Annotated in this window: 8 protein-coding genes; 1 reads left to right on the top strand and 7 read right to left on the bottom strand. The window is 50.4% G+C overall.

Annotation, left to right across the window (positions count from 1 at the left end; translation table 11 throughout):
• Positions 1-51: 51 nt before the first annotated feature.
• The 5 genes from RSX24_RS08595 to RSX24_RS08575 form a co-directional block, all read right to left on the bottom strand.
• The gene (locus RSX24_RS08595; RefSeq protein WP_343260291.1) at positions 52-1,029 is read right to left on the bottom strand and encodes a DUF5643 domain-containing protein; all 978 of its coding nucleotides are present in this window, start codon (positions 1,027-1,029) and stop codon (positions 52-54) included.
• Positions 1,030-1,048: 19 nt separating this feature from the next.
• Positions 1,049-2,257 carry a DUF4179 domain-containing protein gene (locus tag RSX24_RS08590; protein ID WP_343260290.1) on the bottom strand — a complete coding sequence of 403 codons (1,209 nt, stop codon included), beginning with the start codon at positions 2,255-2,257 and terminating at the stop codon, positions 1,049-1,051.
• A complete protein-coding gene (locus tag RSX24_RS08585; RefSeq protein WP_236412532.1) occupies positions 2,244-2,810 on the bottom strand; it encodes a sigma-70 family RNA polymerase sigma factor in 567 nt (188 codons plus the stop codon). The genes RSX24_RS08590 and RSX24_RS08585 overlap by 14 nt, the downstream gene beginning before the upstream one ends.
• Before the next feature lie 331 nt (positions 2,811-3,141).
• On the bottom strand, positions 3,142-9,237 hold the full coding sequence (locus RSX24_RS08580) for an S-layer homology domain-containing protein (protein WP_343260503.1): 6,096 nt from the start codon (positions 9,235-9,237) through the stop codon (positions 3,142-3,144).
• A 238-nt stretch (positions 9,238-9,475) separates the two neighbouring features.
• A complete protein-coding gene (locus RSX24_RS08575; RefSeq protein ID WP_343260289.1) occupies positions 9,476-12,829 on the bottom strand; it encodes a tetratricopeptide repeat protein in 3,354 nt (1,117 codons plus the stop codon).
• Between the two features lie 178 nt (positions 12,830-13,007).
• On the opposite strand from RSX24_RS08575, the gene RSX24_RS08570 reads away from it, so the two are divergent.
• Positions 13,008-13,901: an AraC family transcriptional regulator gene (locus RSX24_RS08570; RefSeq protein WP_343260288.1), complete on the top strand. Its 894-nt coding sequence runs from the start codon at positions 13,008-13,010 to the stop codon at positions 13,899-13,901.
• A 30-nt stretch (positions 13,902-13,931) separates the two neighbouring features.
• Here RSX24_RS08570 and RSX24_RS08565 read toward each other — a convergent pair whose 3' ends face one another.
• On the bottom strand, positions 13,932-15,935 hold the full coding sequence (locus RSX24_RS08565; protein ID WP_343260287.1) for a glycoside hydrolase family 2 protein: 2,004 nt from the start codon (positions 15,933-15,935) through the stop codon (positions 13,932-13,934).
• Positions 15,936-16,055: 120 nt separating this feature from the next.
• Positions 16,056-16,247, bottom strand: a complete 192-nt coding sequence (locus RSX24_RS08560; protein ID WP_343260286.1) for a helix-turn-helix domain-containing protein — start codon at positions 16,245-16,247, stop codon at positions 16,056-16,058.
• Between the last annotated feature and the right edge of the window lie 222 nt (positions 16,248-16,469).

The following is a 16,469-nucleotide window of genomic DNA, read 5'->3' as shown; positions in this document are numbered from 1 at the left end:
TTGAATCCTCCAATTGTGTTTTATCTCTTTATACAATTCCGTTTCTGTTGTTTACTTCACGTTTACCGTCATTTCCAGCTCTTTAATATAGTGTTTGACGATATTCCCGTTCTCGTCCAATTTATACGCTCCGCTCGTTGCCCCCGGTTCTTTAAATTCAGGTTTGAACACCCGGAGCGTAATCGACTTGGCATCTTTCCCCAATGGACTTAACACGTAATCGTGATACATGTCCCCGTCTTTGTTATTCTCGTCCGTGCCAAAGCCTGAAAGGAAATCCAGCTCATTGCCTTGGTCATCCACAAATTCATACATCAAATCGGAAGGTTTGCCCGATTCATACCCTTTCTCGATCAACTGTACGCGGGAAGAGGTCGACGTCAGGTTCATTTTGCTAAGATTAAGGGTCACCTTGCCCGATTTTTTCGTCACATTCGGCTTCAGGACAATCGGCTTGTCTGCGGTCTTTTGCATGGAAAGATCAAACGTATACGGTTTCTCCACGCCTTCCAGCGTGACTTCTGCGGTCAATTTGAACTTGTTCGGAAAAGCAAATTCTTGTCCGCCAAGCCACGAAGGATCCGTCAGCTTGATATGAAACGTGTCAGGAGTGGAGCCCGGCTCCCAACTCAAACTTGGTCTTTTCCCCAATTCACCCCCGCCGTACTCGAAAATGGATTTGTCATTAATGAAAACGTCGATGTTTTTAATGGCGCCTTTCTCCAAAATAACGTCCTGAATCTTTTCATCGAATGTGCTGTCCGTTATGCCTCCGACAAGACCCTTGCCGCTGCGCTCCAGGGTAAGCCGGATATAATTTCCGTCATACAACGCTTCGTTCATTCCAAGCGTAATGCCCTCCTGGGTTATGCCGGCCGACTTTGCCGCCTTCTGCGTTGCGTTGCTCTGTACTGCTGGAATCTTGGCCTCCGCCTCAACGGTCGCCGGTTTCATCCCCCACGCTGCCCCGCTCAACAGTAAACCTGTCGTCAGTGCAGCAGTGGTCATGACTTTGTAGATTTTATTCATAAGGGAACCCTCCATATTTTCATTTTGAAATATCATATAATTTATCCAAACCGGCACGGTCCACCGGAACCGTGATTTCAAGCTCCTTAACATACTTCTTGATCAGTTCTCCATGACTGTCGACTTTATATCTCCCCGTGGAAGCTGACGGGTCTTCCATTTCCGGCAAAAACGCTTTAAGCGTCACCGATTTCGGGGCATCCACAAAACGGTCAAACAGCAGTTTGTTAATCATTTGCTTTTGTTCATCGTTATTAAAAAATCCAAAGCCGCCGACAAGGCCAAGCATCCTGCCGTGATCGTCCCACAGCTCAAAGTTTAGATGCTGTCTAAGGAGCCTGGCCTCTTTATCGTTCGACGTGATGTTAAAACCTACTTTTGTCGTAATCGGCGTGAACTCGATTCGTTCAAGCGTAACGATGTTTCCTTTCCATTCCCTCGCCTCATTGAAAGCGGCAGCGAGCTGATCTGTGTTTTTGCGTACAGGAAGCTCGAAGACGAACGGCTCTTCGATGCCCTCCAATCCAATTTTGGCCGTCAGCACAAACGAGTCCGGCAAAATGGGTCCAGGTTCACCCGTTAAGGAATAAGCCGTCAGTTCGTAGAGCGCCGAATTCGGATCAGAGGTTGGCTTCCCGGAAAGACCGATTTCTCTCTTTCCCGTCGTTCGATGAACCGGTTGGCCATCGATCAACACGTCAAATGAATGTATTGCTCCTTTGGGGAAAATTGCCGGCATTCCATTCCCCGTCGACTCCGAATCCATGATTCCACCGACGAGCCCTTCCCCCTCGCGCGTTACGGCCAAAGATAACCGGGTTCCGTCATACACCAATTGCGGAATGCGAAGGGTAACCCCCTCATGGGTTACACTGGCGTCGGGATGGGCCGCAAGCCCTGTTTCGTCCGCTGTCCGTAACCCCAGATCGTCAGCCAGCTTGAAAATGCTGCCGATCAGCGGAATGTTCTTCAGCGAATCCGCCATCGCCGGTGATACCATGGCACCGCCTATACCACCAACCAGAGCGATCGCTGCGGCCGAGGCCGCAACCAAGGCAATCCGGCGGGTCTTGCGCAACCCCGCGGTTTGGCCGCCTCTGCCATGCATCGGAAGGTCGGCCAAGGAGGCGTAGACTTCATCCTGCCGGCGGCGGACGATTTCGGGAACCTCAGGCAGCGGTTCTTTGCCAATTTCCCGAAGCTTTCGATCGATATCATAGGTTTTCATAAGCCAGCTCCCCCTTCCGAATTTGCTTTACTTCATCGGCCAATATCCCGCGGGCTCTGTGCAGGCGCGCCCTTACGGCTCCATCGGAAATATCCAGCACGGATGCGATCTGTTTGATCGGCAGATCCTGATAATAAAACAAGTGGATGACGATTCGTAACGATTCATCCAGATTTTCCACCGCTTCCCGAAGATCGAGCTGGCGGTTGTCCTTATAATAAGGCGCTGAGCGATCCAGGTTCGCCTGTTCCGGGAGCTCCGCCATAACTACCGTTCTTTTGCGCATCCGCAGCAGCTGGTTGCATTCGTTAATCAGAATCCGGATTACCCACGTTTTAAAATATTTCGGTTTTCGCAATGTCGACATTGATTTATACGCCTTAAGCGTCGTTTCCTGAAATGCGTCCGCACAGTCTTCATCACGTCCGACAATGGACTTTGCCAAACTGTACAGCTCGGGCTCCAGCCTCCGGAATAGCCGGATAAACGCTTCACGATCTCCCCGCTGCGCTCGCTTGACTTCCAGTTCCATATCTTGCTGCACGAATTTCATCTCCTTTTGAGGGCCCTCTATAGGATTAGATGGACTCCCCTGCCAAAATGTTATATTTCGCCGTAAAAAATTTTATCATCGTACGGACTTGTCATCGTTAGACATCCGTTTGGCCTGCTCCCCCAATGCTCATTTCGCCTCTCACAGGAGCCTTTCTGATGGCCAAGCTTTGTAAATGCTGCATCCGACGGCCGGTTGTGCTGACGCCAAAGGCCTTGTTTCTCCGACGTAATTATACAGGGAATGCAGCATGCAGAATCAAAAAAGGCTGCGATGAACGATCCATCGCAGCCTTTGGGCTATTCCAGGCTATCCTTTTTGCCTTTGAATCCTAAAGCGAAAGCTTGAGCATTTCACTCATCATTTTGGCCATTTCAGCCCGGGTAACAAAACCCTTCGGTTCGAAACGTCCATTTCCTTTTCCGTTCAGCACGCCGAGTGCCTGCATTTGCGTGACGGCATCCCTTGCCCATGCAGAGATCGACCCGGCGTCACCAAACGCTGCATCATTTCCGAGAGGCATCGCCGAAGGCTCTGCCTTAAGGACTTGAGCCATTTTATACAGGATGACCGCCGCTTCCTCCCGCGTAATGCTGTCCATTGGCCGGAAGCGCCCGCCGCTGCCCTGAATGAGCCCCAAGCGTGCGGCTTGCTTGACCGCTTCCGTATAATAAACATCCGGTGCAAGATCGGCGAATTGCACATCCGCCGTTTCCGCCTCTCCTCCAAGCATTCTCGTCAGCACAAGCGCAAAATCAGCGCGTGTTACCGGTGCTGCAGGAACAAACCGCTCCGCGTCCACACCTTGAATCAGGTGCTTGGCTGCCAATTGGCGTACGATATTCTCTGCCCAGTGACCCCTCAGGTCCGAGAACGATTTGCGCAGCTCGAGGATCTCGTAGGTTCCCGGATGATCGGTTGTAAAAGTTACCGTGCGTCCGGCAAACGAACCGCCTGCATAGCGCAGTTCCCCGTTCACCCGCTCATAGACGCCGGCGTAGTCCGAATCGAGAAGTTTGGCTTGCTCATCTGTAAGGTTGAGCTGAATTTCCGCCGCCGCATCCAATTTGCTAAGTTTTCTCGACTCCGTTCCCTTGATCAAGAACATGCCGAGCTCATAGGCGATTCCGGTGGAACTCATTCCTTTTTCAAAACCCGAGTTCCCCGGTACCCCTGTTCCAAATGTAATGCTGAGCTGGTCCGCTTCCCCGATCTGATTTGGCAGCGAACGCTGCGTAAACGCGATCTGGCTGCCCGGCGCACGAACGACCAAAGATCCCTGGTGTTCCTCGAAAAATTCGCGGAGTGCGGCCGCGTCCAATTTCAAGGTAACAGGCTGCCCGGATTCGGCATTTCCCGGTTTGATCTGAATCTCGAGCTTTCCGTTCGAAGCCCCGGATCCCGCCTTCCGCAGCAGTTCCGCGCTCACCCCGTACGTTCCGCTGCCGATTGGCGTTGCTGTGACTACTCCGTTGCCTGCAGGCTGCTCGGCTTCCGGAGATCCGACCGGTGTGGATATGCTACCACCGGAGGACGGCGTACGGCCGGAATCCCCGCCGCCCGGCTGAACGGTTCCCGGTGGATTCCCTTCGCCCGAAGCAGAACCGGTATGGAAACCCCATATTTCCGAGAACGTTTGTCCGCTGTTCGCATCCTCTGCTTTGGCATACCATTGATAATAGGCATCGTCCGCCAGTCCGGCCCAACGAACCGAAGCGTTATCCCCGCTATCCACGTTCTCCTGCCGGCCGATCAACTGATCGGCATACACGCTCACCCCGATGTAATCGGTGGCTACCCGTTTGGTGGCAGCCTGGAGATTCAGGTCCAGCGAAAATTCGTCTTTGCCCGGGTACTCCTGGGGATCATAAAAATTATAGTCATCGAGATAAGGGGAATATGTCTTGATATGAAGCTTGTTATTCGCCATATCGAACTGCATGAGACGAATGTAACCCAGGCCCCCTTCCGGAGCTCCCTGGTAATCCGCCAGCATCTGGTACACATTGCGGTCCGGAATGCCGTCCCCGTCATCGTCAAGTTGGTCGATCTTAAGTTCGGCATCATGATAATGGCCGGACAATGCCGCGATGACGTTTTTGTTGGGTTTCACCACCTTCTCAAAAATCTGGTCCGCGATCGGCGCACGATTGTTGGAAACGAGCAGATATTCATGCAAACAAAGGATCGCTTTGCGTTCCGGATACATGGAAACCACCTGATTCATCCACTCGATCTCTTTCTCGCCCAAGCCCCAGCCCATATAGACGATAATGAAATCGTTGCCGTTCGCGGAGACGAGATCGTAGTGGCCGCGGTTGTTTTCATAGGAGCCTGCAAATACCGGGCTGTCCTGAAAGCGGGAGTCCCCGAAATATTTGCTGAACTGGGAGTAATCATTGTCCTGATGGCCCACATCATGATTGCCGGCAAGCACCCCGTACGGAATATTTGCCTGCTCCAGCACCTTCATGTTCTGATCGGCTTCGATCCATTGATATTCCTGATCGGCTTTATCGACGACATCCCCGGTATGAATAATGTACTTCAGCTTGAGCTGATCCTTGTTCTCGGCGATCCACTGCACGTTTTTCCGGTAAATGTATGGATAGTCCTGGGAATAATATTGGGTATCAGACATCCACAGGAACGAGAAATCGTAAGGGTCCTCGGATATCGGCCCGCTTTTTGCCGTCCGAGCTGCCTCCTCCCCGATTCCGGCGCCTGCAATCTCGTCCTGAACCATGACCGAAATCATGCCGTTATGCGCATAATCGCCGGCTTTGACGGTCGACTTAAGCGTAAAGTCCTCCTCACCGGCAATGACCTGTTTCAGGGTAATCCATTTGGATTGCCCCTCGCTCCAGGCATAAAGACTGACTTTACGGCCCGGCAGGGACTTCCCTTTCCATACCACGTCCACCCGGTCGCTAGGCTTCACGGAAGGGTCCAGTTTGATTTCGAAACGCTGATAGGGAAAGCGATCGTCCGAATCCGTCGTCAGGTACTGCCCGTCCTCCGCCCCGATTTTAGCGTAATCCTCAGCATCCAGACTTTTCTCGCCCGATGGAGCAAGCTCTCTTGGGGGCTCCGTGTCCGCGGTATTCTGGAAACCCGTAAAACCGTGCTTGCTTGTTCCGTCATACAGAAATCCCCGATAAAACGAGACGTCCATCCGATCCCCCGTGGGGTCTTTAACGTTCACCTTCAGATCAACGGTGCTGCCCACTCCGGTTTGGCCGTTTGTCGGCGAAATCAGCCGCGGCGATTCCGGATTCTCGGCAGGCACCTCGAAGCGAATCGTCTTCTCCGTTACGTTTCCGGCCTGATCAGCGGCCTGGATGTATAGCTCATGCGGTCCGGCTGCCAGCTGGGACGAGCTCGTCTCGATCGGGAGCCGAATCGGCTCTCCATCAAGCTTCGTTTCGACCTTGGCAACCCCGGAGAGGGCATCGGTGACTTCCGCTTGAATCGTAAACTTGCCGCGGTGCGATTTACCGTCTTCGATACTTGCGGCGATGCTTGGAGGCGTGTTGTCGACCGTTACTTTGGCACTGGCAGAAAACCCGCCGCTAACTGCTTTAATGACATGCTCCCCATCCGACTCTTGCACAGTATCCCAGAGGAAGGACTTGGCCGCAAACAGGCTTTCGGGGAGCGTAAAACGGAACCCGATCGCTTCATGCTTTCCTGCGGAGTCGCCCATTTTGATCTCCACGTCCCGCTTGGCATAGGCCGGGTCCATGATTTCGGTACCGTCGGCCAAAACAAGTCGCACGTTTTTGATCTCAAAATCATCCTTGTTTTCCTCTACCCGGTCATCAAACGGACCGGATTTGGAACCTGCCCGAATATAGATCGTGTTGTCCTCGCCCGGCTTGAGGCGGCTGGCTTCGATCGGAAAGCTAAGCGTCTGGTAGGATGTAATCGGGTCAAGGAAGGTATACAGAATGGTTTCGTCCTTCAGTTCCTCGGGTCCCATCGTGATCGCATTTTTGAAGTAATAGTCCACGTTTTTAACATCGAACACAAAATAAGCGTCATGCTCCAGCGCGGTTCCCGTCGGCGTCGTGACTGGCTGCCCGTCCATTTCAAAGATAACGCTGTCCGGATTGCCCGTCTTGGCCGTGCCTTTGATCGTTTTCGTACCGCTGACCAGATCGCCATCCTTCACGTTTAAACGCAGATCGGATTGATCGGGCCCGCCGGTAATATCCACCTTGTACTTCGGCGATGTCACTTCGTTAAACCCATCGGACACGATGTAGTAGTACTCGATGGTTTTTCGTCCAATCAGGTCCGCCGCATAAATGGTATGGTGATAGTGCAAATCACCGTAGTCCTCGGTAAGCTGGTACGGAATATAATCGGATTGTTTATCGGATTTCACGTACAAAGTCACGGATGCGACCTGCTGGTCATCCTCTGCCCAGGCCTTGATCTCGAAGCCTTTGCTTTGGTCCGTCGCCGTGATTCCCGTCCGGTCCTCGAGAGTCGGCGGCACGGTGTCGATCACGACAGTAACCGGAACATCGGGGACTTGCTTGGCTTCCAACGCGCCGGGGCCGGGGAATTGGGTGCCGCTGCCGATCTTGAGCATTTGAGTGCTGCCATTGACCGGGTATTTATATTGGAGTCCGGTATTTTCCTTCGTTTCCGTTTTACCGTCCTCGTACACGGTATCCGCATCATAATAAGCAGCAGAGATTTCCTTGCCGGTATTCGTTTTCACCACAAATCCGCGTTTCCCCGAGTTGGAAATGCCTCCTGCCGCAACTTTAAACAAATTAACGTTTTCCTGCAGATCCGTCCCGTAAAATTGGTTAAAATCGGCGACCGTCAAATGCGGGATGCTGCTGTTGATGATCCAGAAGACGACAGCTTGCCTGGAAGGAATCACAAAGTCCTGTTTATCCGGAGACCATATGACATCCGCTGCCGGTCCTTTATCCGTGTAACGGTAATACAGCTTGTAGTTCCGGAAATCGATGTCCTGATCCGAATTGTTGTAGATTTCCACGAATTCATAGCCATCGGCTCCATTGACATTCGTGGTATTCGGAACGACCTCCGTCACCAGCAGCTGCGGAGCCTTTTGCGGGTCAAAGGCCGGAACATTGCGGATCTGCACCGTATAGGAATCGGTGATCACCGACTTCCCGCCGCTAACCGCTTGAATCCGGTAGTCCAAAGAGGGCTCGACGAGCTGTTCCGCCGGGATCGCAGCAGCATATACACCGCCCTGCGGTTTCATCGCCACGACCGTAAACTTGGATTGCGAAGCGGTTTTATATAGAAGATTCACAGTAGAATCCGCCGGCTCCGCTCCGGCATGTTCCAGCGACGCATCAATCGTCAAATCCGCCGCCGCGTCCGCCACGGTTACCGGTGTATGCTTAATGAGAAGGCCAGGGTCGGCCTCCCCCGGGGCTTCCGTTTGCTCCTTCGTTACCGTTCCCGGCGTTGCCGGAAGTGTCCCCGGCCCGTCCATCATGATCATGTCGACGCTGCCTGCCGCAGGGTGCCGATAAAAGATTCCCTTGTTCGGCTGCGTCTGTTCATCGTTCTGATACGAGGCCGAAACCAGCGTCATGCCCGAAGCAGCAAGGATCTCAAGGGTTCTTCCGGCGCCGTTGGCCATTCCGCCACCTCCGTCGATCCGGAACAATTCCGAGCCTTCCGTCAACTGGGTTCCGTAGTTTCGGTTAAAATCGTCGACGGTCAGATGGTTGTTGCTGCCGTTCATGACCCAGAGCACGATGGCTTTTCCAGCCGGAATGACCGCTTGGGAGCTGCCTGTAAGCGGCCACTCCACATTCGTATTATATCGGAGCCTGAAGTCTGCAAAATCAAGCTCTCGCCCGCTATTGTTGTATACTTCCACGAATTCGTAGGCGTCGGCCGAGTTCACGTTATCACTGTCCGGCACCAATTCGGTAATCAATATATCCAGCGGTGCCGACATGTCGGGCTGCGACTGGCCCGTGATCTGTACCGCATACTCGCTGCTGCGTACCGGCACGCCTTCCCCTTCGCGAGCTTCGAAATAATAATTCAGGCTGCCTCCGACGATCTGGTTGCCTTCAATAGTTGCAGCATATTCCTGCCCGCCCATATTCGTCAAAACCACTTCTTTCGGCGTTTGATCATCCACCCTGTAATACACCGAAGCGGTTACCGTGGTCTGCCCCCCCGAGATTTGGGCGGATAATGTCAAAGGCTGCCCCGACGCATGGGTAGCCACTGCGGGCGTATGTACAATTTGCAAGCCTTGAGCTGCCGTGCTCTCCGCTGTCCGGTCGGCTTCAGCCGCGCCCGTTTCTTGAAGAACGTACGGAAGGCTGGGATCCGCATATCCGGCAGGGGCCGCAAGCCCAAACAGCATTCCGGTAATCGCCGTGATCGCGCCCCATTTTTTCAGGTTCACTCGGTTCAAATTCCTTGCACCCTTTCTGCTTTTACTTTTTTTTGGATTTTTGTGCATAGGTACTTTGAAAAATATACATTTGTTTTGTAAACGCATGATAATACGAAGGTAAATTCAAGTCGCACCCTTCAAAAGGGATGCCGCCTTGAGACAACGTTTCAGTAGTAAAAACAAACCACCGGTATCAAAAGCATACCGGTGGTCTTATGATTCACGCCAAACTGGGCCCTATTTTAACTCAACATAATTGCAGATGAATTTTCGCTCCCTGGTGGTTTGGTTCCAACTGCAGCGCTTCATTGAATCGTTTCTTCGCCTCTTCTTTATGACCAAGACCAAGCAACCCAAGCCCGAGCATGAACAAGCAGTGCGTTTGATTTCGCTTGTTCAAATCATCCTCAAATACCAGAAAATCGGGTAAGGATACGGCGAAGTAATCGATTTTAACATCATCAAACCAATGTTTTTCTGCGAAATCGATCAGCTTGTTAAAGCGTCGTTTTGCTTCTTTTGAATTGTTCAGTCGATCCCAAGCAAGGCCTTGATAAAAAATCATCTCTGGCGGCTGGTCATTATAATACATCGCACTAGCCGGTTCCTCCAGCCCCTCTGAAGCGAGCGTCCAGTGATAGACGGCCTCTTTTTGCTGTCCGAGTCCCTGGTAGGCAATACCCAACTCATAATGAATATTGTTCTCCTGCGCGCCTTCAAGTTTGCCTTCACCCAGATTCTCCGGATATTGGAGTGCTCGTTGAAGCAGCGAAACGGCATCTTGATAAGATTGGCGTTTATTCTCTTGCTTGGCGAGCTCAACTAGTGCAAGCGTATATTGTCCTGTCGCTTTTCCCTCTCCGCCTTCCCAAGGATGGAAACGACGACTTAATAATGACGACAATGCTTCATGATGTTGGCCTGATGTATTCAGCAGCGTAACATATTCGAGATATAGGTCGTCGCGATGTTCTACAAGGTTCATATGCTTCTGAAGCTTCGTTAATCGTTCTTGTGCAGGAACGCCCGTTTTTTTATGCAGCTGATCGAGCTCGTAAAATACTCGGGCATCGTTAGGATTACATTCGAAAGCCCGATTAAGCGACTGCAATGAAGCCTCGGCATCGTTGCGTTTATTGTAGTAAGCCAGCGCAAGATTGCGGTGGGCCGTGGCGAATTGCTGATCCAGGCGGACGGAGGTCTCCCAATGTTTTATGGCATCTTCCGCCCGTTTTTTATCATAGTAGAGGTTGCCCAAGTAATAATGAGCTTTGCTATCCGATGGATTTTTATCGAGCGTGTGAAGCAATACGCTTAACTCGAACAAGCTGTTCGGGAAACAGTAATCAGGTGCAGCTGCACTCCCAAGCTGACGTTCATGTTCCGCTGTTTCGCTTTGTCCCATTTTGTCATAAACAAATGCAAGTGTGTAATGAAGCATTGGATAAGCCTTTTCATTTTGGATGGAACAAATCTCTTCCAACACACGAGCTGCTTCCGCGAACAAACCACATCCCGTATAATCCGAAGCCAGATTCAAGTAATTATGAGCGTCATCCCTCATAAATCGGCGGAGCTCCGAACGCACCAGTTGAGCCTCTTCGTTTTTTCCCATGGCTTCGAGAATCATGAATTTCTCATATCTGGCTCCGAAATCGGCAATATCCATCGTCAGCGTTTCGTCCGCAAATGCAATGGCTTCCTCATGACGGTCCAACTTGCGAAGCAGCGCGGTTTTGAGCAGCCTTGATTTGTAGTTTCTTGTATTTCGAACCAATGCACGTTCTACCAGCTCCAGCGCTTCCCAGAACGCTCCCTTTTCGCATGCGATCTGGCTTAATGCATAGTAGCCGCTATCCTGGTACGCTGCCGACCAAACTGCCTTATAAAACGCCTTAAATGCCTCTTCATTCCGTTCTTGAAGCCGGAGAGCCAGGCCAAGTTGGTAGTAAGCTTCGCTATCATACGGATTGGGATTCCGCCAGGTCAATGATTCGATTGCCGTACGGAAGTGTGTTTCCGCCTTTTCCAATTCCCCTCTTCGAAGCATCAGTGTGCCATAAGCAACATTGAGCCGAATGTCAGAAGCATCTCTTCTTAATCCTTCTTCGTAATAGGCTTCCGGTTCGAACGTGGCATGCCGGTACTGCTCCAAATGAAGGCCGGCAAGATACAACTGTTCTGTGCTCCTCAATTCTTCCGGGAGAGGCAGCGGCTTGGCAGCATCCGGGATTTGTTCGATGGAAGGTTTCGCCGGCTTGTAGCTGATGAGCAAACTCTGTTCGGCATTCCGTACGGTTAGGAGCAAATCATGCGGTTGATCCCCCTCGTCCAATGTAATAACCGTTTTGTAAGTGGATTCTGGAGAAAGTGTGACACGATCATCTACATACGTACGCTTACGACCCTTTAGTTCGATGGTCGCTCCTTCAAAGACGGATGTAGCATAGGCCATTACCGTCGCAACGCGGAGCGTTTCATCTACCTCCAAATTCACTGCCGCATCAATGGAGGCGTTTTTGACGACGCCGATGTTTTTGTACGGCATGAAATACTGGGTGAACGACTTTTCTTCGTACGGCTGGAGCCATGTAAAATCAGGCTGGTTGTCCGTGAATACGCCGGTCATCAACTCGATGTAAGGTCCGTCTTCGTCCGTCAGGCTTCGGTCCCATGCTTGACCGAATTCCCCGTTGCCCCAAGTCCACTGCTTTTTGCCCGGGGAGACATGATGATTGGCTACATGCAGCAGACCTGCTTGCACGCTATGGTCGTACCCTCCCACAAAGTTATAGTCGGATTTGTATGCCATATAGGAAGTCGGGACCGGAATATTTTTGTACCTGGATATGTCGACGCCCTCGGAATAATCCATTTTGTAATAGGTCCCTGTAGCAATCGGGAATCTGGACACATCACGTTTTCCATGGTCGAATACTGCCGTTACATCAGGAGGAAATACCGTTTGCGTATGATCATTGACGGCGACGGCCGGATTGGCCCACCACAAAAACGTTTGCGGCTCCGACGTACGGTTGTACAATTGCGCTGTAATTTCGATATAGGCCTTATCTGGATGCAAGGTGAAACCTGTCGTTACTTTTGTGCCGTACATTCGATCAATCTCACTGACCCAAACGGTCGCGCTGCCGTCTTCATTCTCTGTTATGGTGTGCTGCACAGGTCCAAATGTGTTCGGTCGATGATGCTGCGGCCAGTTAAACTCGATGCCCCCTGAAATCCAGGGACCCGCAAGCCCGACAAGCGCCGGTTTGATGACGCGATTATAGTATACGAAATCATAATTGTTCGTTTTATCTAATGCACGGTAGATCCGGCCACCGATCTCAGGCATGATTTCGACTCGAACGTATTCGTTTTCAAGAATGGCCATGCCATATGACTTTGTTTCTTTCTCATCCAGTATTTTATCGATGACCGGAAGCGGGTAAACTCGTCCAGAGCTCCCCTGATACACACGCTTCTCCAGAAACATGGGATTTTTGTCCGGTTTACCCGTTCCGTACGTGGGGATTTCAACTTGTTCCTCCCAAACCCGAACCTTACTCGAAACAGCCGATGATGGCTCTTTTGTGCTCATTGCGTAATCCTCCTTTGTGTTTATAGGTTAAATTTAACGGCTCTACCCCCTTTATACAATTGACGAAAGTCGGTAGTTCATGGATTATATTCTTACAATAGGTTTATGAATTCCCCTTTTGGATAAGGGAGTGTATGATATTATTGAAGGATATTCTGATACAAAGGCGGAGATACGTATGCTTGAGGCAGATCTGAATTTGAAGTCCGACGGATTCGAAGAAGAAAAGATTTTTATACAACCTGAATTTATGCTCAAGGAACTACAGAATGACGCATTAACAAGTCATTTTCATGTAAGCGATATCGGATTTTTTCCAGAAGCAAAATTTCATTATAGAGAAAGGCCACAAGGTTGTCCGACTCATATTCTCATATACTGCGTCAAGGGCGAAGGCTGGGTGGAAACGAACAGAACCGTTCAAATTCAACCTCGGCAGCTTGTCGTTATTCCATCGGAAACCCCGCATCGCTATGGTGCCTCTAATGAAAACCCGTGGTCCATTTATTGGATGCACCTTACAGGGACAGACGCCGAATCTCTGATCCGAGCCTATTCCCTGAACGTCGGACCTCTCCCTTTTACATTGAACTTGCACTCCCGGTGGATTGAAGATGTTGAACAATGTTATGCCTTGTTGTCGGATAAACCGTACGCCATGAACAATCAGATCTATGTGTCACAGTGTATCCGGCACCTCATTAGTCACGTCGGCTTTAGTTTGATGCATTCGCTTCAAGACAATAAAAACGAACGATATCTGGAACAGGCCGTGCAATACATGACGGAGCGGCTGACGGAGTCCCTTTCGCTTCCCGATTTGGCAAGTCATTTAGGGTTATCCAAACAACATCTGATCTACCTGTTCAACAAGGAAACCGGCGTGCCTCCCATCGAGTTCTATCTTAGACTTAAAATGCAGCGTGCTGGACAAATGTTGTCCCTAACCGATAAAAGCGTCAAAGAAATTTCCGGTGCCGTCGGTATGAAGGACCCCTATTATTTCTCCAGATTATTCAAAAAAATAATGGGATGCTCCCCGACCGAATATCGGAGCATCCCAAAAGGCTGACATAACATATAAGAAATGAAGACAACCGTATCACGGAACCAAGTTATCGGTGAAATAACCGACATAACTGGTTAATGAACCGCTCGTCACCGAAAATCCGGTAGGTCTTTCAACATGCAAACGAATGTCATCCCATCTGGTCTGAGGTATGCCCATAAAATGTAATACGCATCGCTCTCCAGGTTCCAACTCGGGAATTTCTTGTTCATAAAAATCACCGTGCGCATCAATAAGCCTTAAAGTATATCCAGATGTCCTATAAGATGGGATGTCATCCGAAGTTTCTATAGTTACTGCCACCTTACCCGCACCATTTTCCAAATTTACGGCAACGCGAATCGGGGAAGCCAATTGACGCAGGGCTTCATATGAAGGCTTGGGCGTGCCATCCAAAGTCATGGAACCGTGTACACGTTGGCGCAGCATGCCTTCCCCTGCTTCGCCCATCTGTGTCCGATAATCGTTCAGACTGAAATAGATAAGGGCAGCAATCCCAGGGTGTTTCCGGTATTCCGTCGTGTTGTCCGTCAGGATTTGCTTTCGTCGTTCGTCTCCACCCTCGTAAGCAGGTTCACATAGTCCATACTCGGCAACGATCACAGGTTTATCTTTATGAGCCTCTGTAATGGTTCGAATCACCGCGGGTCTGTCCAAATCGCCGTGCCACGTTCCAATGTAATCATTCCACATGATAACATCGCCTACACCCGTCGCATCCTGGGAGGGATTTTCATGCACCGTATTGGAAACGTAGTTCATAAATCGGGTGTCATCCAGTTCGCGAACAAGCGTTTTTAATTGTTCAAAATAACGGAGCGTGACCGCAGATTGCCCGTTTACCTCGTTGCCTAGCCCCCAAGCATAGATACATGGATGGTTGTAGTGTCGATGAATCATTTCCCGGGCATGCTGCATGGAGGTCTGGAGCCATTCGTCGTCAGGATCATGCGGCGTTTGCCAGTGGGGAATCTCCTCCTGTACTAATAAACCGTTTCGATCACACCATTCCAGCAGCTTGCGATCTTGCTGCCAATGAAAACGGGTGATGACGCAATTGGCTTCTTTAATATGTCGGAGCATCTCTTCAAGTTGGCTCGACGTTTCAGCCATCCCTCGATCCGGATGTGATCCAGGCATCCATTCGACCCCCATAAGACGCACCGGCTCTCGGTTAAGCAGCAGTGTACTTCCTTCTGAACGAATCTCTCTGAAACCAACCTCAATCGATACCTCATCCGAGAGTATATCCCCCGAGTATAAAGCAAGATCCACCTTGTACAAATGAGGATGGTCGAAATGCCACAATTTTGGGCTTTCCACCTTGATATTTTTAAAGCGTAAAAAGCCTTCGTTGCTAAACATCTCCCATTGCTCTGAAATTTGTGCGCCATCTTCACTCGCTGCAGTCACGACAAGCCTTAGAGAGGTGCTGTTCGCCTCCCCACTCTCCCACAAATGAATCTCGCCTGATAATAAACCGTACGGAGAGCAGCCTCTGTCTCTCTCTTCATTAAAGACAGGGACGGCCTGGATTTTGGCATAATCGATCGCTGCGCGACCGCTAACGATAAGCGATACGCCGCGTATAATTCCGCCATCGTCCGCCCAATCAAAGCTATTCCCTACGGGTAGGGCTGTCTGACTGTTCTCATTATTTGCCGATACCACAATCCTGTTGTTTTCTCCAAAGATGATGGCGCTCGAGATGTCTAAAACAAACGAAGTGTAACCTGAATCGGCATGTTCTCCTACCTTCTGTCCATTGATCCATACAACGGCATCACGATACACCGCATCAAACTGCAGACGAAGCAATCTGCCTTCCCATTCAGGAGGTGCAAAAAAAGTGCGGCTGTACCAGCCTGTGCCACGAAACTCCTGCAAACCCTTTTGCACATTCCATGTGTGCGGGATTTGAATGTTCTCACCCATGGAAGGGCCATGTTCATGCCATTTCAGTTTCAACCCTTCGTTCTTTGGATCTGCCTGAAATGTCCAGGATTCTTCCAACGGAATATTTAATCTGCCGTGCATGCGATTTCCCCTCTTTCTCACATTTGTGCTTTATTATAGGGAAGCAGAACGCTCAAAGCCATTGAGCATCTTCTGATTGCATGGACAATATGCTGGACTGTTCAGATTTTTGCAGGCCAATCATTTTTTACGCTTCCGAAATGCGGACGGAGTCTCTCCAAATGACTCCCGAAATTTTCTCGTAAAGTGAATTCCACAATCATATCCTACATCTGCAGCAATTTCGGAAATTTGCCGATTGGTACCCAGCAAAAGCTGCGCGGCTTTTTCCAGCCTGAATTTGTGGAGTGTATTTAAAATGGTATCGCCCACTTCTTCCTTATGGTCACCCTTTCAAGGGATGAGTCACAGAAAGCATATCGATTCAAACTATGGGGACAAGATACACTTGTGATCAGTGATTGTCCGGTTACGTTCAGCAACCATCAACTTAAATGCAGCTCAAAGGGATTATCCCGGTTGGAGCTTAACGAGAAAATCATGTTAGAATAGCAAACAGCTCGCTCTAAAACCAATGGATGATTTTAAAGCGAG

Source organism: Paenibacillus hubeiensis (genome assembly GCF_032334105.1).
GTDB lineage: Bacteria > Bacillota > Bacilli > Paenibacillales > Paenibacillaceae > Paenibacillus > Paenibacillus hubeiensis.
Note: the sequence above shows the minus strand (reverse complement) of the source record. Positions and strands in the feature narration are given on the sequence as shown.